Origin of the sequence: Pseudomonas sp. B21128 (assembly GCF_044218865.1) — a bacterium.
In the GTDB taxonomy this organism is placed as follows: domain Bacteria; phylum Pseudomonadota; class Gammaproteobacteria; order Pseudomonadales; family Pseudomonadaceae; genus Aquipseudomonas; species Aquipseudomonas iridis.
This window is the reverse complement of record NZ_CP162590.1, coordinates 383,391-402,924: the sequence shown is the minus strand read 5'-3', so window position 1 is coordinate 402,924 and position 19,534 is coordinate 383,391. Positions and strand designations below refer to the sequence as shown.

Here is a 19,534-nt window from a genome sequence, read left to right as displayed (position 1 = left end):
TCGTCCCATCACTTACTCACGCAGGGAGTTTCTCCATGAACGTATTCGTCACCGGCGCTGCCGGTTTTATCGGCGGCTCCATCGCTACCGGTCTGGTTCAGGCCGGGCATAACGTCACGGGGCTGGTGCGCAGCGCCGAACAGGCCGATGAACTCAAGGCACTGGGCATCACCCCGGTGATCGGCACCCTCGACGACAAAACACTGCTCGCCGAACAGGCCCGCGCTGCCGACGCAGTGATCAACGCCGCCAGCAGCGACCACCGCGCCGCGGTCGAAGCCTTGCTCGACGCTTTGCGCGGCTCCAGCAAAGTGTTCCTGCACACCAGCGGTTCGAGCATCGTCGGTGATGCATCCGGCGGCAAGTCGAGCGACGTCATCTACTACGAAGACAACCTCCCCGAGCCGACCGTCGACAAAGCCGCACGCGTGGCCATCGACAACCTGATCCTCGATGCCGCGAAGGACGGCGTGAATTCGGCCGTCATCTGCAACACCTTGATCTACGGCCACAGCCTGGGCGTCAACCGCGACAGCGTGCAATTGCCGCGCTTGCTGAAACAGGCGCGCAAAAGCGCTGTGGTTCGCCACGTCGGCACGGGTCAGAACATCTGGTCCAACGTACACATCGAAGACGTCGTTGCCCTGTACCTGCTGGCGCTGACCAAAAACGTCCCGGGCACGTTCTACTTTGTCGAAAGTGGCGAAGCGTCGTTCATCGACATGACCACCGCCATGGCACAAGCCCTCAACCTGGGCCAGCCACAAGACTGGCCACTGCAAGACGCCGAAGCCGAGTGGGGCTATGAAATGGCCAACTACGGCCTCGGCTCCAACAGCCGGGTACGCGGCAAACACGCCCGCGAACTGCTGGGCTGGACGCCGAAACGCACATCGGTGGTTGAATGGATTCGTAACGAAATGGTGTGATTGGCGTTTAGGCCCCGCCATGCTTTGTCATCAACCTTCAGAACGGCTGCCATCGGGCAGCCGTTTTTGTTTCAGGCTTTGCTCTTGTATTACGTCAGTCCTATGGTGCTCTGAACATTGCAGTTCAGCAGGTACAAGGATGATTAATCGTTACGACGCAGAAGGGGCTCAGAGCAGCTTTCAGGCCGGTTCGAATGAGCAAGTGCTGAGCAATAAGCTGGGAATTACCGATCCTGAAGACATGGATGATGCAGAACTTGTTCTGCTAGAAAAGCTTTACCAATCTGTACTCATAGAGCATTTGCCTGATCGGCCAATAACTGTCCAGGATTTGAAAGATTGGCATCGACACTGGCTGGGCAATATCTATCCATGGGCTGGCGAGATCCGCGCGGTAAATTTGGGCAAGGATGGCTTCTTCTTCGCCGCTGCGCCGCAGATCGCTCGATTGCTCGATGGATTTGAAAAGGACTGTCTTACCAAATACACACCGTGTAGACCTGATCTGGATGAAAATCTGATTCGGGCCATCGCTGTAACGCACGTGGAGTTCATCCTGATTCATCCTTTTCGCGAAGGTAATGGGCGCCTCTCGCGATTATTGGCGGATGTCATGGCCGTGCAGGCGGGCTACGTGCCGCTTGACTACAGCAGTTGGGAACGAAACAGGGAGGCTTATTTTGCAGCAATCAATCAGGGGCTGAACTGCAACTACGAACCCATGGAGTATTGGGTGCGGCAGGCGTTGTGGACTTGAGATAAAAGGCTATTTGGCCAGGGAAAGGTGCAGAAACTTGCTGGATCTGACTTTGAGCTTGCGCTCGATTGTCTCGACACTTTGACCGGTCTCTATGGCTGTCGAGCTGGCGATCGCGCGGATTAACGTTTCGGCAGTCAGCTTTTTTCTGGTGCGGCGCGCAGTTGTCATGGCGAGGGCTCGATAGAGAACGTCAGGCGAGTATAGCGCTTGCCTCAATTTTCAGAATACCCCTTAAACCTGTGGGAGCTGGCTTGCCAGCGATAGCGGCCGACCAGCCAGCATCGATGTCGAATGTGCAGCCGTCATCGCTGGCAAGCCAGCTCTCACAGGGTTTTGTGTTTGCCGCAAAGCCATGAAAATCCCGCCCCCAATTTTCATTAATCACGACAAGACATATCCATCCGCGACACCTTTTGCCTCTCCGCGAAAATTACTTTCATACGGTTTGAAATCTCGATCTCGAAATGATTTATGAGTTTCACAACCCATTCGAACGTGACCCTTTCGAGGAGTACCGCATGACGCCTTCTTTCGGCTATTGGCTGCTGGTGTATGCCGCCGTGGCCATCATCGCTTTGATCGTGTTGATCGCCCGTTATCGGCTCAATCCGTTCATTGTCATCACGCTGATTTCCATTGGTCTGGCACTGGTGGCGGGCATGCCGCCGTCGGGTGTGGTGGGTGCGTATGAGGCCGGGGTCGGCAAGACGCTCGGGCACATTGCGCTGGTGGTGGCGCTGGGGACGATGCTCGGCAAGATGATGGCCGAGTCTGGTGGCGCGGATCAGATGGCGCGAACGTTGATCGATAAGTTCGGCGAGAAGAACGCGCACTGGGCGATGGTCTGCATCGCGTTTCTGGTCGGGCTGCCGCTGTTCTTCGAAGTCGGTTTTGTGTTGCTGGTGCCGATTGCGTTCACCGTGGCGCGACGGGTGGGTGTCTCGATCCTGATGGTCGGTTTGCCCATGGTTGCCGGCCTCTCGGTGGTGCATGCATTGGTGCCGCCGCACCCGGCCGCCATGCTGGCGGTGCAGGCGTATCAGGCGTCGGTCGGGCAGACCTTGTTGTATGCAATCGCAATCGGGATTCCTACGGCGATCATCGCCGGCCCGCTGTACGCCAAATTCATCGTGCCGCGCATTCAGTTGCCGGCGGATAACCCGCTGGAAAAACAATTCCTCGACCGCGAACCGCGCGACAAACTGCCGAGCTTCGGCATCACCATGGCGACCATTCTGTTGCCGGTGGTGCTGATGCTGATCGGGGGTTGGGCCAACCTGATTTCCACGCCGGGCAGCGGTTTCAATCAGTTCCTGCTGTTCATCGGGAACTCGGTGATTGCGCTGTTGCTGGCGACGTTGCTGAGCTTCTGGACGCTGGGGATTGCCCAGGGTTTCAACCGCGAATCGATCCTCAAGTTCACCAATGAGTGCCTGGCGCCAACCGCCAGCATCACCTTGCTGGTCGGCGCGGGCGGTGGTCTGAACCGGATACTGGTCGACGCTGGCGTCACCGATCAGATCGTCGGCCTCGCTCATGAATTTCATCTGTCGCCGCTGCTCATGTGTTGGCTATTTGCCGCTCTGATGCGTATCGCTACCGGTTCGGCGACCGTGGCGATGACCACCGCGTCCGGCGTGGTCGCGCCTGTGGCCATCGGTCTGGGATATCCCCACCCCGAACTGTTGGTACTGGCGACCGGGGCCGGGTCGGTTATCTTTTCCCACGTCAATGACGGCGGCTTCTGGTTGATCAAGGAATACTTCAACATGACGGTCGCGCAGACGTTCAAGACCTGGACCGTGCTTGAGACGTTGATCTCGCTGGTCGCTTTCGGTCTGACCGTCGGCCTTTCTTACCTGCTGTAACCGGAGCCCGCCGCCATGGACATCCTCTACCAGATCCGCGCCCGTCAGGATTCCTTCAGCGCCGGCGAGGGCCGCATCGCTCGTTTGATGCTCGACGACGTCGGCTTTGCCGCCTCCGCCAGTCTCGAAGAGCTGGCGCAACGAGCGGAAGTCAGCACCGCCACGCTGTCGCGATTTGCCCGCACCGTTGGTTGCCGTGACCTGCGTGATCTGCGCCTGCAACTGGCCCAGGCCAGCGGCGTCGGCAGTCGTTTTCTCGACCCGGCGGGCACGCCTGAACAGTCGGCGTTTTATGGCCAGATTGTCGGCGATATCGAAACCACTCTGCGTCAGCATCTGGCCGGGTTCGACGAATCACGCTTCGCCGATGCGGTAAAACTGCTCGGCCAGGCGCGGATGATCCACGCCTTCGGCATGGGCGGCTGCTCGACCCTGTGCAGCGATGAATTGCAGGTGCGTCTGGTACGGCTCGGCTATCCGATTGCGGTCTGCCATGACGCGGTGATGATGCGCGTCACCGCCGCCAGCCTCAACGCCGAACAGGTCGTCATCGTCTGCTCGCTGACCGGCATCACCCCAGAGCTGCTGGAGACCGTCGAACTGGCGCGCAACTATGGCGCGCGCATCCTCGCCATCACTCGCGCCGATTCGCCACTGGCGGAACTGGCCGACATCGTCCTGCCGCTGCAAGGCGCAGAAACCTCGTTCATCTACAAACCGACGGCGGCGCGTTACGGCATGTTGCTTGCCATCGACGTGCTCGCGACCGAGCTGGCGCTGGCCAGTCCTGAAGACAATCAAGAACGTCTGCGGCGCATCAAACTCGCTCTCGACGAATACCGTGGCGGCGACGATCACCTGCCGCTGGGAGACTGACATGCTGTACGACACCCTGATTCGCAACGCCCTGATCATCGATGGCAGCAACACACCCGGCTATCGCGCTGACGTGGCGATTCTCAACGGTCGAATCGAGCGCATCGGCGACCTGCGCGATGCCCAGGCCACCGAAGAATTCGACGCTGCCGGCCGCGTGCTGGCGCCGGGGTTTATCGACGTGCACACCCACGACGACACCGCGGTCATCCGTCAGCCAGAGATGCTGCCAAAACTCAGCCAAGGCGTGACCACGGTGATTGTCGGTAACTGCGGGATCAGCGCTTCGCCGGTCAGTTTGAAAGGCAATCCGCCGGACCCGATGAACCTGCTCGGCAGCGCAGCGGCGTTTGTTTATCCACGGTTCAGCGATTACCGCGCGGCGGTCGAAGCGGCCAACACTACGTTGAACGTCGCAGCACTGGTCGGTCACACGGCGCTGCGCAGCAATCATCTCGACGACCTGTTTCGCACCGCAACCCCTCCTGAAATCACCGCGATGCGCGAGCAGTTGCGCGAAAGTCTTGAGGCTGGCGCACTTGGTTTGTCCACAGGTCTGGCTTACGCCAGCGCCTATAACGCCTCCACCGATGAAGTCATGCAACTGACCGAAGAACTGAGGGCATTCGGCGCGGTGTACACCACTCATCTACGCAGCGAATTTGCCCCGGTGCTGGAGGCGATGGATGAGGCGTTTCAGATCGGGCGCCACGCCAAATCGCCAGTGATCATTTCCCACCTCAAGTGTGCCGGTGTCGGCAACTGGGGGCGCAGTCCGCAATTGCTTGCTTCGCTGGAGGAGGCGGCGAAAACCCATCCGGTCGGCTGCGATTGCTACCCGTATGCGGCGAGTTCCTCGACGCTGGATCTGAAACAAGTCACCGACGCCCACCGCATCACCATCACGTGGTCGACGCCGCACCCGCAAGTCAGCGGTCGCGACCTGATCGACATCGCCGCCGAATGGAAACTGCCGCTGCTCGACGCCGCCAAACGCCTGCAACCGGCGGGCGCGGTGTATTACGGCATGGACGAGGCGGATGTACGAAGAATCCTCGCGCATCCGCTGTCGATGGTGGGCTCTGACGGACTGCCGGAAGACCCGTTCCCGCATCCACGCCTGTGGGGCGCTTTCCCACGGGTGCTTGGACATTTCAGTCGTGACGTCGGACTGTTTCCGCTGCACACGGCGGTGCACAAGATGACCGGTCTGTCGGCGGCGCGGTTTGGCTTGAAGGAAAGAGGCGAGATTCGCGAAGGCAACTGGGCGGATTTGGTGTTGTTCGATCCGGCGACCGTGCGCGATGTTGCGGATTTCCATGATCCGCAACGGGCGGCGCAGGGGATTGACGGGGTGTGGATCAACGGTGTTTTGAGTTACAGCGATGGTCAGGCAAATGGTCGAAGGGAAGGACGGTTTCTTGCGCGCCAAGGCGATTTGCGCGACGGCTTTCGTTGACGTTTCGCGCAGTGCGTCACAGTAGTGGCACATTGCAACTAAAGAAAACCACCAACAAGCCGAAGTGCTGACATCCAGCCCGGCTACACTCTTGGGCCAACCAGTCAGGGAGCACCCCATGAGCTTCGGCAAAACCACCCCGATCCTGCGGATTTTCGATGAAGTCAAAGCCGTAGAATTCTACGTCGACTTCCTCGGTTTCAAGATCGACTGGCAGCATCGTTTCGAAGCGAACTTCCCGTTGTATCTGCAGGTGTCGCGTGGTGAATGCGTGCTGCATTTATCCGAACACCATGGCGATGCCTCGCCGGGTTCGGCGTTGCGCATCGAGACCGATGAACTTGAGGCATTTCAGCAGCAATTGGTGGCCAAGGAATACAAGTTCTCCCATCCGCAGATTCAGGCGACGCCGTGGGGCAGTCAGGACATGACCATTGCCGATCCGTTTGGGAATCGGTTGGTGTTTACCAATGCGATTAGTGTGTGAGCTTGGAATCCCCTCACCCTAACCCTCTCCCAGAGGGAGAGGGGACTGATTGGGGGATGCTCGCGTATTACGCCGACCTGAATCTGCTTTGCTGAATCCATAATCGACTCGCACGTTCAGGTCGATGTACACCGCCAGACAACTCGGTCGGCCCCCTCTCCCCCCGGGAGAGGGCTGGGGTGAGGGTAAAAAAATCGCAAGCCAAACAAAAAGCCCACTGCCAAACCACTACGGTCTGCCAGCGGGCTTTTTCGCTACTCAGTCGGCACTAATCTGTCCAGTACCCGGTTAACCGCCAACTCTGCCAGCATCACCACTTGCGCGATGCCTTGCAGGGTTTTGCGGTGGGTGCCTTCCACCATGGCTACGTGGTTGTTAAGCATGACGGTGGCCGAGCCGAGCGTTTCACTGGCGTCCACCAGCAGGGATTCGTTATCGGACTCGGGGCTGGCCATATACAGCGCGTTGGGTTTGTAAGGCGCGGCCATGATCTCGGCGGTGGGCGGGCCGAGGTAGTGGTCGAGGGCGCGCTCGGCGGCTTCGTGGAATTTCTTTGAATCGGGAGATTCGTAGGGCGAGGCCGGGTCGGTGACCGGCGGGTTTGGCGTTACTTTGAACATTTACCAGATCCTCATTGGAGGCTGGCCAACGCTTCTCTACTAAAAGAAGTGGAGGCAGCTGTGCGCAGGTTAGTAGACCGGGGATCTGGGAAACCGGCGCGCCCGAAGGCGCCCTGCGCACAGCCACCATAACGTTCAGGCAAGGCCTGTCGATCTGATGAGCTATACGCCCCAAACATGCCGGGCTACTAAACCCGATCACTGGAAATCAGCGACGGAATCAAGTTACCGATAGGCTCCAGGGCGCACAAGCCGGCGGATTCTGGCTTAGGCGTAGGCAGCGGCGCAAGGATTTGTAGGCTCTTGGGCGTAACAGCGGGTGTCTTTAAACGGCTTCGGTATGAGAGGTTTATTGCGCTACAGAAATCGAGGGTTTGCCTATCGGATTGAGGTGCGGCGACGTACGCCTTCGCGAGCAAGCTCGCTCCCACAGTGGATCTGTGTGAACTCAGGTTTTGTGTACGGCACAACTCACTGTGGGAGCGAGCTTGCTCGCGAAGAGGCCAGTGCAATCACCGCCGATGCGTCTGCCGAAACTCCCCGGGCGGCATCCCGCGCCGGCTCTTGAACGTGCGATGAAACGACCTCGGTTCGGTAAACCCCAAATACTGCGCAATGTCCTGAATCGGCAACGTGCTGTTCAACAGATAGTGCTCAGCCAACTCCTGCCGCAGATCATCCAGAATTTGCTGATAAGACGTGCCCGCCTGATGCAATTGCCGCTGCAACGTGCGCACCGACACAGCAAGATGCTCGGCCACCTGCTCCTTGCGCGGCAGGCCCTCCTTGAGCAACTGACGCAAAATGCTCTTCACCTGTTGCGCAAGCGACGCATCCTCCAGTGTCGCCATCAACCCCATCGCATGCTCTTCCAGCGTGCGCAGCAATTGCGCATCGGCCTGACGCAGCGGCAACTGCAAATACGCCGGCGGCACAATCAACGCGGAATACGGCTGATCGAACAGCACCGGGCAATCGAAAAACGCTTCGTACTGCGCCAGCGTCACCTCGTCAGGACACGAATGTTCCAGCCAGACTGCCGCTGGCGACATCTGCGTATCAGCAATCCAGCGCGCATATTGCAGCCACGAACCGAGGACGTTTTCCACCAGATGCCGACGAATCCGTGGGCGCTGATAACGGCAGGTCCAGATCAGGTGTACCTGGCCATCCTGCACCTCGGCGCGGCTGACGCCCATGTCGCCCACCAGTTTCTCGAACGGCATGATGCGGCTCATCGCATCGCCCAGGGTCGCGCAGTTCATGGTGATGTAACCGAGCACACTCCATGAATTGGGCAGCACAAAATTCGCGGCGTTGAGCCCGAACAGCGGATCGCCCGAGTGCTCGCAGAAATAATCGAGCAACTTTTCATGCGCCTCACCCGGCAAGCGCAGGGTGTTGTCGCTCAACTGCTGCGCCTGCAATCCGGCCGCCGCCAACGCAGGCTCGATGGCCATGCCCAGTTGCTCGGCATGGCGCAGGTACTTGAGCAGCGGCGGAACGGAGGTGAAGCCGAGCGATTGCATGATCGTATTCCCTTGATCAAAGCGTGCATGAGCGGATGAATGCCTGAAAGGTAATTTGAAACCACGGCTAAAGTAAATGGCTGACGCTTGCGCGACGTTTGACTCAATTGGCTACACGAACTGGCCGGATACGACCGTGACACTTTTCGGCCGCCGACTAGTATGGACGCCTGAAATATCGCTGATAAGAACCGAAAAAGGACACACGCATGCGACGCTGGAACGGCTGGGGAGATGCAACCACGGTGGTCGAACTGCCGGCCCAGGGCGCGAGTTTTCTCGCCGAACGGTTGGGCGACGGTCGAGCGCTGCCCGATGCGACGCTGGAAACAGCGCTGGCCCGCGTGCCTGAATCACGGTTGCGGGCTCACACGTTGTACAGCGTCGATGCTCATGACCGGTTATTGCACGCTCGCGGCCAGAGCCTGCCGGATTGGCTGGCATTACGCGAAGGCTCGTTGGGCCATTATCCCGATGCGGTGGCATTCCCCGAGACAGCCGAGCAGATTCGCCAATTGCTGGGGCTCGCCCATGAACAGGACCTGTGCCTGATTCCCTACGGCGGCGGCACGTCGGTGGCCGGGCACATCAACCCGCCGGATTCCGCGCGGCCGGTGGTGACGGTGTCGCTGGCGCGGATGAATCGTCTGATCGACCTTGATGAACACAGCTTGTTGGCGACTTTCGGCCCCGGTGCCAGTGGTCCGCAGGTGGAAAGTCAGTTGCGGGCGCGGGGGTACACGCTGGGGCATTTTCCGCAGTCGTGGGAGCTGTCGACGTTGGGCGGTTGGGTTGCCAGCCGTTCCAGCGGCCAGCAATCGCTGCGTTACGGGCGGATCGAGCAATTGTTCGCCGGGGGCATCCTGGAAACGTTCGCCGGCCCTCTGCAAATCCCCACGTTCCCGGCCTCGGCCGCCGGCCCCGATCTGCGTGAAGTGGTGCTGGGCTGTGAGGGCCGTTTCGGGATCATTTCCGAGGTCAAGGTGCGGGTCAGCGCACTGCCCGCCGATGAACGTTTCTACGGCGTTTTTCTGCCGAGCTGGAGCAAAGCGCTGCAAGCCATCCGCCAATTAGCTCAGGCGCGGGTGCCGCTGTCGATGCTGCGCCTGTCCAACGCGGTGGAGACTGAAACGCAACTGGCGTTGGCTGGCCATCCGCAGCAGATCGCCTGGCTGGAAAAGTACCTGAGCTTGCGGGGAGCAGGCGAGGGCAAGTGCCTGCTGACCTTCGGCGTGACCGGCAATCGTCGGCAAAATGCGCTGTCGCTGAAGCAAGCGCGGCAGCATCTCAAAGCCTTTGGCGGCGTATTCACCGGCACCTTGCTCGGCAAGAAATGGGCACAGAATCGCTTCCGTTTCCCCTACCTGCGCGAGAACCTGTGGAACGCCGGTTACGTGGTCGACACCCTCGAAACCGCCACCGACTGGAGCAATGTTGACAACCTGCTCAACCTCATCGAAAACAGCCTGCGTGATGCCTTGGCCGCTGAAGGCGAGCGGGTGCATGTGTTCACTCATCTGTCCCACGTCTACGGCGAGGGTTCGAGCATCTACACCACCTACGTGTTTCGCCCAGCGGCGGATTACCCCGCGACGCTGGCGCGCTGGCAGGCGCTTAAGCACGCGGCCAGCCAGACCATCGTCGACAACCACGGCACCATCAGTCACCAGCACGGCGTGGGCAAGGATCACGCGCCGTACCTGCTGCGCGAGAAAGGTGCGCTGGCGATGGACACCTTGCAGGCGCTGAGCCGGCACTTCGATCCGGCCGGGCGCCTCAACCCCGGCACGCTGTTGCCGGAGTGACGGCCATGACTGCGCACTGGAACGCCGCGTGGCGCCAGCAGGTTTTGCCGACGCTGGCCGATGAAACCTGGGATCTGATTGTCATCGGCGGCGGGATCAGTGGCGCCGGAATCCTGCGTGAAGCCGCGCGCCGTGGCTGGCGCTGCCTGCTGTTGGAGCAGCGCGATTTTGCCTGGGGCACGTCCAGCCGATCGTCGAAAATGGTCCATGGCGGTTTGCGCTACATCGCCAAGGGTCAATGGCGATTGACCCGCGACTCGGTGCGCGAACGTCAGCGCCTGCTCGACGAAGCGCCGGGGCTGGTCGAGCCGATCAGTTTCATGATGCCGCACTATCGCGGCGGCTTTCCCGGGCCACGGGTGTTGGGTGGTTTGCTTTCGGTGTACGACGCCTTGGCCGGGCGGCGTAGCCACCGTTTTCATGACGCGCAGCAACTGCGATATCTAGCGCCGGGGGTGAAGGAAACCGAACTGCTCGGCGGCACCTGTTTTGTCGATGCGCTGACCGATGATGCGCGGCTGGTGATGCGTGTGTTGAGCGAGGCGCGGGCCGACGGTGCGGTGGTGCTAAACGGTTTGCGCGTTGAGCATTTGCTGCGTGAAGACGGGCGCGTGCGCGGGGTTCAGGTTGAGGACTGCGAGGCTGGCGCGTCCCTGCAATTGCGCTGTGGCGTGCTGGCCGTGGCCACCGGCGCCTGGGCTGAACGCCTACGACCCGCCGAGGCACCACGGCAGTTGCGCCCGTTGCGCGGCAGTCATTTGTTGTTGCCGGGCTGGCGTCTGCCGGTGGCGCAGGCGTTCACCTTTTTGCACGAGCGTGATCGGCGACCGGTGTTCGTTTTTCCGTGGGAGGGCGCGACAGTGGTCGGCACCACGGATTTGGATCATCACGAAAATCTGGATCAAAGCGCGAGCATCAGCGCTGAAGAACTCGACTACTTGCTGGCGGCTTGCACGCAACAGTTCCCCGGCGCCGAAGTGATCGCTGCCGATGTGCTGTCGACCTGGTCGGGCGTGCGTCCGGTGGTCGGTGGCGCCGGGGCGAATCAAGACAAACCGTCTAACGAAACCCGTGAGCACGTGCTGTGGCAGGAGCCGGGTTGCGTGACCCTGGCCGGCGGCAAACTGACGACGTTTCGTCCGCAAGCCATCGAAGTACTCAAGGCTTGCGCGGCGATGCTTGATCGGCCGTTTGATGATGACGCCGCGCCGGTATTCGCCGCCGTGCCGCCGCTGGCGATCCCCGGACTGGGCGCGCAGCAGTGGCGGCGTCTGGCCGGGCGGCATGGCCGGGACCTGCCAAGGCTGGCGCAACTGTTCACGGAACTGGGCCACGACACGGTCGGCAACACCGACACCTTGTGGGCTGAACTGGCCTTCGCCTGCGAAGCAGAAATGGTCCTGCACCTCGATGACCTGCTGCTGCGCCGTACCCGATTGGGCCTGTTGCTGCCATGCGGTGGCGAAGATTATTTCGCCGCCATCCGCCAACGCTGTCAGCCGCGATTGGGTTGGAGCGACGAACACTGGCAGCATGAGTTACAGCGTTATCAGGCGTTGTGGCAACGCCATCACGGTTTGCCGGATGCCACGCCTTGATGCCCCTTGAAGAGAGCTCCATGGATAACCACCCGAACAAGCGCTACCTGTTGGCTATCGACAACGGCACCCAAAGCGTGCGCGCGCTGCTCTTCGATTTACAGGGTAATTTGCTCGGTAAGGGCAAAGTCGAGTTGCAGGCCTATTACTCGACACAGCCGGGTTGGGCCGAGCAGGACCCGGAATATTACTGGGCGAAACTCGGCGAGGCCTGCCAGCAAGTCTGGCAACAAACCGGCATTGATCGCTCAGCGATTGCCGGCGTTTCCCTGACCACACAGCGCGGCACGGTGATCAATGTCGATGCCGAAGGCAAACCGTTGCGCCCGGCGATTCTGTGGCTCGATCAACGCCAGAGCGAGGTAGAAGGCGGGATAAAAGGGCCGTGGGGCTGGCTGTTCAAACTGGTCGGCGCGCAGGCTACCGTGGACTATTTTCGCGCCCAGGCCGAGGCCAACTGGATCGCCAAGCATCAACCTGACGTGTGGGCGGCGACTGACAAGTTTTTGCTGCTCTCGGGGTTTCTCACTCATCGCCTGTGCGGGCGATTTGTCGATTCGGTGGGGTGTTGCGTCGGCTACTTGCCGTTCGACTTCAAACGCCTGAAGTGGGCCGCGCCGAGTGACTGGAAATGGCAGGCCCTGGCCGTGCGCCCCGAGCAACTGCCGACCCTGCACAAACCCGGTGAAACCCTCGGCTACATCACCGCGCAAGCCAGCCGCCACACCGGAATTCCCGAAGGGCTGCCGCTGATTGCGGCGGGGGCCGACAAGGCTTGCGAGGTGGTCGGCTCCGGCGTGGTCGATGCGAGCACGGTGTGCCTGTCCTACGGCACCACGGCGACGATCACCAGCACCCGCTCGCGCTATCTGGAAATCGTCCCGCTGATCCCGCCTTATCCGTCGGCGGTGCCTGATCAATTCAACTGCGAGGTGATGATTTATCGCGGTTACTGGATGGTCAGCTGGTTCAAGAACGAGTTCGGTTTGCGCGAGATGCAGCAGGCCAAGGAGCAGGGCATCGAGCCCGAGCAATTGTTCGATGCATTGGTGGATGCGGTGCCACCGGGATCGATGGGTTTGATGCTGCAACCCTACTGGTCGCCAGGCATTCGCGAGCCGGGCGTGGAAGCGAAAGGCGCGATGATCGGCTTCGGCGATGTGCACACCCGCGCACATATTTACCGGGCGATTCTGGAAGGGCTGGCGTACGCCTTGCGCCAGGGCCTGGAGAACATCGAGCGGCGTTCGAAGGTGTCGGTCAAACGGCTGCGTGTTGCTGGCGGCGGTTCGCAAAGTGATGCGGCGATGCAGCTGACGGCGAACATTTTTGGCCTGCCCGCCGAGCGTCCGCACGTGTATGAAGCGTCCGGCCTGGGCGCGGCGATTTGCTGCGCGGTGGGGCTGGGGCTGCATGCGGATTTCCCGACGGCAATCGCGGCGATGACTCGGGTGGGCGCGGTGTTCATGCCGCAACCCGAGGCGCAAAAAATCTACGAGCAACTGTACAAAGAGGTCTACCTGCGCATGTATCGCCAGCTCAAGCCGCTGTACCAAAGCATCCGGAAAATCACCGGTTACCCCGCTTAAGAAAACACTGCAGACCCTGTGGGGGCGAGCGTGCTCGCGAAAGCGGTGTGTCAGTCAATGGCGATTTCAGTGACCCACCGCATTCGCGAGCAAGCTCGCTCCCACAATGGTCACCGGTGGTTTCAGGTCTTGCGATATGGCGCTATCGGAGAGCTTTTCTGGTGAGATTGGACAGTGTCAGCGGCGGGGTCGGTTGTTAGGCTCATCCCCCACGGCATCTCCAATAAGAATCACAAGCAATGAAGCTGACATTCCTCCTGTTGCTGCTTTGTGCAACGGCCCCGAGCGCTTGGGGCTGGTCGAACCATACGGTGGGCAGCTACCTGGCGTTGCAGAATTTGCCGGCGCTGCGTGACGCTTCAGACATTGAAGTCGAGCCGCTGGAGCAGTTTCTTGCGCAGCAATATCCGGCCGTGGTTGCGCTGCTCGAGCAACAGGAACGCTTCGCCCGCGAGCACTTCGCCCAATACCCTCTGCGCCCCGACAATCTGCAATTGCCCGCCGTGCCGGGGGACAACCTGCGCCACGATTTCCTCACCGCGCTGCGCATCAATCCACAGATTCATCTGGCGATGGTGATCCAGCCTTTGCCGGGCAAGGATCTGCCGGAACGCGAACACCTCAACGCCGAGCAAGTCATGGTCGAGCAGACGCTCTCGCCATGGAATCGCCAGCGCTTCATCGTTGTCGCTGAAGGCGAAAAAGTCGCGCCGCTTGCGGTGCTGGCCAGCGCTGCCGACGAACCGGATTACGGTCACGACATCAATCTGTTCAGCGACAATCCGGGCGAAGTCGGCGCGGTATACGGCTTCGGCCCGCAGCCTTTTGGCGATGCGCGGTTTCAGTACAGTTCCCAGGCTCCTTTCCACATGGGCTTCTTCCACGAGAGCCCGGTGGTGTATGCCGCTGCCAGTTTTCTCGAGCGCAGTTGGCCGCACTGGCGCGCGTATCAATACATGGGCCTGGCGCGACTGGCGTTTGCCAGCGGCCATCCTTACTGGGGCTATCGCTTTCTCGGCTGGGGCCTGCACCACGTCCAGGACCTGACCCAGCCGTATCACGCCAAGCCGTTGCCCGGCGTCGATCTTGCCAGCCTTCTGCTGCTGGAAGGTAAGGCGCTGGCCGGTTTTGCGGGCGACAAACAGGCGTCAATCGAGCGTGTTGCGACGCGGCATATGGAGGTCGAGAAATACCAGACGACCTGGCTGCGACGCTTGCTGCGCGCCGGGCAAGCGCATCCGATGCTCGACGCTTACACCGATTTTTCCCAGGACAAACAGTATCCACCGTACTCCGTGGACTACCTGCGCGAGGTGGTCAGCGCCGAGTCTGTTGATGACTCCGCCGCGTTCGATGAAGCCATCGGCCAGTGGCTGGAGGCGGCGCCGGTCACCAATGATTTCAGCAGCGGCAATCAGTTGCGCCGGGAAGATTTCGACCATCCGGCACTCAATCAACAGCTGTTCAGACTGCTCGGCCATTTTGGCGCGCACAGCCGGATTTATGTCAGTGCGGGACTAGCGCCCTAGCCATCGCGGCAGGACCAAAAACAATAAAAATCAGGGAAGGAGGAAGAGATGATCAACACTCGATTGCGCCTGTCTGGTGCGGTGCTACCCGGTGTCGGCCTGGCAGGGCTGCTGCAATTCTGCGCGGTCGACGGGGTGCAGGCCGCCGAGTTCAGTGTGCTGGATAAACAGGTCACCGGTTCGTTTGACACGACCTTGTCTTATGGTCGTTTGTGGCGGGTGCAGGGGCGCGACAAAACCAACGATGACGTCAATACCAACGACGGCAATCGCAACTTCGACACCGGGCTGGTTTCCGAGGTGTACAAAATCACCTCTGAGCTTGAGGCCAACTATCAGAACTACGGCCTGTTCGTGCGCGGCACCGCGTTCTACGACACCCAACTGATGGATAAACGCAACGATTACTACCGCAACAACAATCCGTCACAACCGAGCCAGAGCTACCCGCAGGACGACCGCTTCACCCGCCAGACCCGCGACATCGCCGGCAGCCGGATCGAGATGCTCGACGCTTACGTCCACGGCAGTTGGGACGTCGCGCAGATGCCGGTGACGGCGCGCGTCGGCCGTCAGGTGTTCAACTGGGGCGAGGGGATTTTCTATCGCGGCGGTATCAACACCACCAATCCGGTGGACGCGGCCAAGTACCGTTTGCCCGGCGCCGAGGTCAAGGAAGTGCTGGTGCCGGTGGAGGCGCTGAGCTTCAACATCGGCCTGACTGACAGCCTGACCCTGGAGAGTTTCTACCAGACCAACTGGAAGGAAACCCGCATCGATCCGGTCGGCACGTTCTACTCGCAAACCGATCTGTTCGCCGACGGCGGCAACACCGGCTACAACGATTTCAGCGGCACCGCTCTCGACACGCCCGTGCCAGGATTTGGCAACGTCATCGGTCTGTACAGCGCATTGGGCAACAACCCGTTGCTCGGCCCCGTCCTGCAATCCACCGGGCTGTACGCCAACGGCGTAACCCCGGCATACGGCAACACGCTCAAAGTGGCGTCCGTCGGCAAGGACTACAACGCGCGCAACGACGGCCAGTTTGGTTTTGCCTTTCGCTACATCGCCGAGCAGCTCAACAGCACTGAGTTTGGCCTGTACCTGGTTAATTACCACGCCAAGGAGCCGACCATTGCGGCGGATCTGGGGGGGTACAGCGGCATCGACATGAACGCCCTGACCAACCTGCTGGCCGGTGTCGCCGGCAGTCAGGCCGGGGCACTCGCCAATGGTCTGGCCACAGCGGATGTGATGGGCAACATCCAGGCGCATCGGCGCTATGCCGAAGACATCCGCATGTACGGTTTCAGCTTCAACACCACGTTGGGCGAGGCCTCGGTGTTCGGCGAAGTGGCTTATCGGCCGAACCTGCCCATCGGCGTTGCGGCCACCAACGACCTGATCGGCGATCTGGCCAACGGTGCGGCTGCGGCGGTAACGGGCCAGTCGATCAATGTCGGCGGGCAAATGGTCACCCTCGACAGCCAGATCAACAACGCCGAGCGCGTTGAAGCGTTCAATACCTCGTTGGGCACCATCTACAACTTCGGTCCGACCGGGTCGTTCGACTCGCTGTTCGGCATCTTCGAACTGGCCTCCGAGCACCTGCGCGGCAGCAACCTGCAATACACCGCTTTCGACGGCAGCAATCGTTATTACGCCGGCACCGGTAACTATTCCTATGTGTCCGGCGGTGAGCGTGACGATCAGGTCAACCGCGATTCCTACAGCTACACGGCGATGCTCAACGGCACGTGGAACGACGTGTATGCCGGGGTCAACGTTTCGCCGTACGTCGTCTACAAGGATGATTTCAAGGGCAACAGCTATCAGGCCGGTAACACCATCGAAGGTCGCAAGGCCTACACGCTGGGGATCAAGGCCAACTACCAGAACAAGCTCGAGGCCGAGTTGCAGTACACCGAGTTCTACGGCGGCGGGCAAAACAACGGCATTCGCGATCGCGACAACGTCGGGTTCAACCTCAAGTATTTCCTGTGAGTTTCAGACGCGGTTTCTGGGGCACTCATTTTCCCTGTGGAAGCGGGCTTGCCCGCGATGACGGCAGCACATTCGACATCAATGGTGGCTGACCCACCGCTATCGCTGGCAAGCCAGCTCCCACAGGTTTCTGCATTCTGGAGAAGATCATGTTTCACACTTCAAGGCTGACAAAAACATCACTCGCGTTGTGGCTAAGTTTGGCCGCCGGCACTGCACTGGCCGCCATCACCCCCCAGCAAGCCGAACAACTGAAAACCACCCTGACCCCACTCGGCGCCGAGCGCGCCGGCAACGCAGCCGGTACTATCCCGGCCTGGACCGGCGGCATCACCCAGGCCCCGGCAGGCTACAAACCGGGCCAGCATCACCCCGATCCGTTTGCGGCGGACAAACCGCTGTTCACCATCACCAAAGCCAATCTCGACCAGTACAAATCCCATCTCAGCCCGGGCCAGATTGCGCTCTTCAACAGCTACCCCGACACCTTCCAGATGCCGGTCTATCCTTCGCGTCGATCAGGTTCGGCGCCGCAATGGCTGTACGACAACACTTTGAAAAATGCGACCTCGGCCAAGTTGCTCGACGGTGGCAGCGGGTTCTCCGATGCCTACGGCGGCGTGCCGTTCCCGGTGCCCAGGGATGGCGTCGAAGTGCTGTGGAACCACATCACCCGTTATCGCGGCATCTACGTTGTACGGCGTGCCTCCGAGGCGCCGGTCCAGCGCAACGGCAGCTTCGCGCTGGTGACCTCGCAACAGGAAGCGCTGTTCAACTATTACCGTCCCGGTGGACAGTTCGCCGACCTGAAAAACATCCTCTTCTACTACGTGGCATTTGTGAAAAGCCCGGCACGGCTGGCGGGCGGTGCAGCGCTCGTGCACGAAACCCTGGACCAGCTCAAGGATGCGCGCCAGGCCTGGATCTACGACGCCGGCCAACGCCGCGTGCGCCGCGCGCCGAACCTTGCGTACGACACGCCGATCGCCTCGTCCGATGGCTTGCGCACCGCCGATGACACCGACCTGTTCAACGGTTCCCCGGATCGCTACGACTGGAAGCTCAAGGGCAAGCAGGAAATCTACATTCCCTACAACAACTACAAAGTCGGCAGCCCCGACGTGAAGTACGCGCAACTGCTTACCCCGGGCCACCTCAACCCGCAATTCACCCGCTATGAGCTGCACCGCGTGTGGGTGGTGGAAGGCAACCTCAAACCTGGTTCGCGACACATCTATTCCAAGCGCGTGCTGTTTCTGGATGAGGACAGTTGGGGGGCTGCGCTGGTCGATCAATACGACGGGCGAGGGGAGTTGTGGCGCGTGTCGATGGCCTATCTGAAAAACTTCTACGACCTGCCCACCACCTGGAGCGCCCTCGACGTTTTCCACGACTTGCAGGCACGCCGTTACTACGTGCAGAACCTCGACAACGAAGAATCGGAAACCGTGGACTTCGCCCAACCTGCGCCTGAGGATGCGTACTTCATGCCGTCGGCATTGCGCCAACGTGGCACCCGGTGAGGATCCATTGACTTGTGATCGAACACGGCCCCTGCATGATGCGAGTTTTCCGGGGCATTGAGTTGCAAGGCCTGACGCAATCGCGGGCAAGCCCGCTCCCACACGTTCTGAGTCGAACACAACATCTGTGAACGACTCAAAACCCTGTGGGAGCGGGCTTGCCCGCGATTGGTTTATTGCTTCAGCGCGAAATCAGGATCAAACGCGGAAGTGGCTCACCATCTGCTGCAGCTGACCACCCAACCGTGCCAGTTCAACGCTGGACTTGGCGGTTTCATCACTCGCTGCGGCGGTCTGCTCAGACACGTCACGAACGTTGATGATGCTGCGGCTGATCTCTTCGGCCACGGCGCTTTGCTGTTCGGCAGCGGCGGCGATCTGCTGGTTCATCGACTGGATGTTGGACACCGTACGAGTGATGTTTTCCAGCGATGCACCGGCCTTGCGGGTCAGGGCGACGCTGCTGTCGGTCAGGGCGCGGCTGTTGTTCATCACTGCCGAGACTTGCTGGGTGCCGTTCTGCAAACCGGCGACCAGGCCTTCGATTTCTTCGGTGGATTTCTGCGTGCGCTGAGCCAGGCCACGGACTTCGTCGGCGACCACGGCGAAACCACGACCAGCTTCACCGGCACGTGCCGCTTCAATTGCAGCGTTGAGCGCCAGCAGATTGGTCTGTTCGGCGACGGCTTTGATCACGTCCATGACGCTGCCGATCTTGTCGCTTTCCTGTTGCAGCACGCTCATGGCTTCGGTAGAACGCACCACTTCGCTGGCCAGACGCTCAATCTGTGTGATGGCCTCGTTCACGACCTTGTCGCCTTCACGTGCTTCGCCGTCAGCCGCAGCGGCTGCTTGCGAAGCCTCTTCGGCATTGCGCGCGACTTCCTGCACGGTGGCAGTCATTTCGTGCATGGCGGTGGCGACCTGATCGGTTTCGATCTTCTGGCTGTTCACA

Annotated in this window: 15 protein-coding genes and 1 pseudogene; 12 read left to right on the top strand and 4 right to left on the bottom strand. The window is 60.5% G+C overall.

The window, feature by feature from the left end; genetic code table 11:
* Positions 1-35 precede the first annotated feature (35 nt).
* Positions 36-929: an NAD-dependent epimerase/dehydratase family protein gene (locus tag AB4P91_RS01780; RefSeq protein ID WP_395604197.1), complete on the top strand. Its 894-nt coding sequence runs from the start codon at positions 36-38 to the stop codon at positions 927-929.
* 139 nt (positions 930-1,068) lie between these two features.
* Positions 1,069-1,686, top strand: coding sequence for a Fic family protein (locus AB4P91_RS01775; RefSeq protein ID WP_047299665.1), 618 nt, complete (start codon positions 1,069-1,071; stop codon positions 1,684-1,686).
* Positions 1,687-1,695: 9 nt separating this feature from the next.
* On the opposite strand, the gene AB4P91_RS01770 is transcribed toward AB4P91_RS01775, so the two are convergent.
* Positions 1,696-1,857: a hypothetical protein gene (locus tag AB4P91_RS01770; RefSeq protein ID WP_273878320.1), complete on the bottom strand. Its 162-nt coding sequence runs from the start codon at positions 1,855-1,857 to the stop codon at positions 1,696-1,698.
* Between the two features lie 350 nt (positions 1,858-2,207).
* On the opposite strand from AB4P91_RS01770, the gene AB4P91_RS01765 reads away from it, so the two are divergent.
* The 4 genes from AB4P91_RS01765 to AB4P91_RS01750 all read left to right on the top strand — a co-directional run bounded on the left by AB4P91_RS01765 (position 2,208) and on the right by AB4P91_RS01750 (position 6,379).
* Complete coding sequence (locus AB4P91_RS01765) at positions 2,208-3,557, top strand: GntP family permease (RefSeq protein WP_395604196.1); 1,350 nt, start codon at positions 2,208-2,210, stop codon at positions 3,555-3,557.
* Positions 3,558-3,572: 15 nt separating this feature from the next.
* Positions 3,573-4,433 (top strand): MurR/RpiR family transcriptional regulator, encoded by an 861-nt coding sequence (locus AB4P91_RS01760; RefSeq protein WP_047299666.1) that lies wholly within the window; start codon positions 3,573-3,575, stop codon positions 4,431-4,433.
* Between the two features lies 1 nt (position 4,434).
* Entirely contained in the window at positions 4,435-5,892 is a 1,458-nt protein-coding gene (locus AB4P91_RS01755; RefSeq protein ID WP_395604195.1) for an amidohydrolase family protein, read from the top strand.
* Positions 5,893-6,010: 118 nt separating this feature from the next.
* Positions 6,011-6,379 carry a glyoxalase superfamily protein gene (locus tag AB4P91_RS01750; RefSeq protein ID WP_395604194.1) on the top strand — a complete coding sequence of 123 codons (369 nt, stop codon included), beginning with the start codon at positions 6,011-6,013 and terminating at the stop codon, positions 6,377-6,379.
* A gap of 254 nt (positions 6,380-6,633) precedes the next feature.
* On the opposite strand, the gene AB4P91_RS01745 is transcribed toward AB4P91_RS01750, so the two are convergent.
* Together AB4P91_RS01745 and AB4P91_RS01740 are read right to left on the bottom strand one after the other, a co-directional pair.
* A complete protein-coding gene (locus AB4P91_RS01745; protein WP_395604193.1) occupies positions 6,634-6,999 on the bottom strand; it encodes a DUF6124 family protein in 366 nt (121 codons plus the stop codon).
* A 512-nt stretch (positions 7,000-7,511) separates the two neighbouring features.
* Positions 7,512-8,528, bottom strand: a complete 1,017-nt coding sequence (locus AB4P91_RS01740; protein ID WP_395604192.1) for an AraC family transcriptional regulator — start codon at positions 8,526-8,528, stop codon at positions 7,512-7,514.
* Between the two features lie 209 nt (positions 8,529-8,737).
* Here AB4P91_RS01740 and AB4P91_RS01735 point away from each other — a divergent pair, with 209 nt between their 5' ends.
* The 6 genes from AB4P91_RS01735 (at position 8,738) to AB4P91_RS01710 (ending at position 18,579) form a co-directional block, all read left to right on the top strand.
* A complete protein-coding gene (locus tag AB4P91_RS01735; RefSeq protein WP_395604191.1) occupies positions 8,738-10,333 on the top strand; it encodes an FAD-binding oxidoreductase in 1,596 nt (531 codons plus the stop codon).
* Between the two features lie 5 nt (positions 10,334-10,338).
* Entirely contained in the window at positions 10,339-11,931 is a 1,593-nt protein-coding gene (locus AB4P91_RS01730) for a glycerol-3-phosphate dehydrogenase/oxidase (protein ID WP_395604190.1), read from the top strand.
* 20 nt (positions 11,932-11,951) lie between these two features.
* Positions 11,952-13,520, top strand: a complete 1,569-nt coding sequence (locus AB4P91_RS01725; protein WP_150688988.1) for an FGGY-family carbohydrate kinase — start codon at positions 11,952-11,954, stop codon at positions 13,518-13,520.
* 239 nt (positions 13,521-13,759) lie between these two features.
* Positions 13,760-15,049 (top strand): phospholipase, encoded by a 1,290-nt coding sequence (locus tag AB4P91_RS01720; RefSeq protein WP_395604189.1) that lies wholly within the window; start codon positions 13,760-13,762, stop codon positions 15,047-15,049.
* Positions 15,050-15,097: 48 nt separating this feature from the next.
* Entirely contained in the window at positions 15,098-17,056 is a 1,959-nt protein-coding gene (locus tag AB4P91_RS01715) for a DUF1302 domain-containing protein (RefSeq protein ID WP_395604188.1), read from the top strand.
* Positions 17,057-17,205: 149 nt separating this feature from the next.
* Positions 17,206-18,579 (top strand): DUF1329 domain-containing protein, encoded by a 1,374-nt coding sequence (locus AB4P91_RS01710; RefSeq protein ID WP_395604187.1) that lies wholly within the window; start codon positions 17,206-17,208, stop codon positions 18,577-18,579.
* Positions 18,580-18,777: 198 nt separating this feature from the next.
* Here the strand turns inward: AB4P91_RS01710 and AB4P91_RS01705 are convergent.
* Positions 18,778-19,374 (bottom strand): annotated as a pseudogene (locus tag AB4P91_RS01705) (methyl-accepting chemotaxis protein); the annotation flags it as partial.
* Positions 19,375-19,534 lie beyond the last annotated feature (160 nt).

Bases quoted from the DNA above. Each gene is read 5' to 3' on its own strand.
- AB4P91_RS01780 (WP_395604197.1), top strand. From the start codon at position 36: ATGAACGTATTCGTCACCGGCGCTGCCGGTTTTATCGGCGGCTCCATC.
- AB4P91_RS01775 (WP_047299665.1), top strand. From the start codon at position 1,069: ATGATTAATCGTTACGACGCAGAAGGGGCTCAGAGCAGCTTTCAGGCC.
- AB4P91_RS01770 (WP_273878320.1), bottom strand. From the start codon at position 1,857: ATGACAACTGCGCGCCGCACCAGAAAAAAGCTGACTGCCGAAACGTTA.
- AB4P91_RS01765 (WP_395604196.1), top strand. From the start codon at position 2,208: ATGACGCCTTCTTTCGGCTATTGGCTGCTGGTGTATGCCGCCGTGGCC.
- AB4P91_RS01760 (WP_047299666.1), top strand. From the start codon at position 3,573: ATGGACATCCTCTACCAGATCCGCGCCCGTCAGGATTCCTTCAGCGCC.
- AB4P91_RS01755 (WP_395604195.1), top strand. From the start codon at position 4,435: ATGCTGTACGACACCCTGATTCGCAACGCCCTGATCATCGATGGCAGC.
- AB4P91_RS01750 (WP_395604194.1), top strand. From the start codon at position 6,011: ATGAGCTTCGGCAAAACCACCCCGATCCTGCGGATTTTCGATGAAGTC.
- AB4P91_RS01745 (WP_395604193.1), bottom strand. From the start codon at position 6,999: ATGTTCAAAGTAACGCCAAACCCGCCGGTCACCGACCCGGCCTCGCCC.
- AB4P91_RS01740 (WP_395604192.1), bottom strand. From the start codon at position 8,528: ATGCAATCGCTCGGCTTCACCTCCGTTCCGCCGCTGCTCAAGTACCTG.
- AB4P91_RS01735 (WP_395604191.1), top strand. From the start codon at position 8,738: ATGCGACGCTGGAACGGCTGGGGAGATGCAACCACGGTGGTCGAACTG.
- AB4P91_RS01730 (WP_395604190.1), top strand. From the start codon at position 10,339: ATGACTGCGCACTGGAACGCCGCGTGGCGCCAGCAGGTTTTGCCGACG.
- AB4P91_RS01725 (WP_150688988.1), top strand. From the start codon at position 11,952: ATGGATAACCACCCGAACAAGCGCTACCTGTTGGCTATCGACAACGGC.
- AB4P91_RS01720 (WP_395604189.1), top strand. From the start codon at position 13,760: ATGAAGCTGACATTCCTCCTGTTGCTGCTTTGTGCAACGGCCCCGAGC.
- AB4P91_RS01715 (WP_395604188.1), top strand. From the start codon at position 15,098: ATGATCAACACTCGATTGCGCCTGTCTGGTGCGGTGCTACCCGGTGTC.
- AB4P91_RS01710 (WP_395604187.1), top strand. From the start codon at position 17,206: ATGTTTCACACTTCAAGGCTGACAAAAACATCACTCGCGTTGTGGCTA.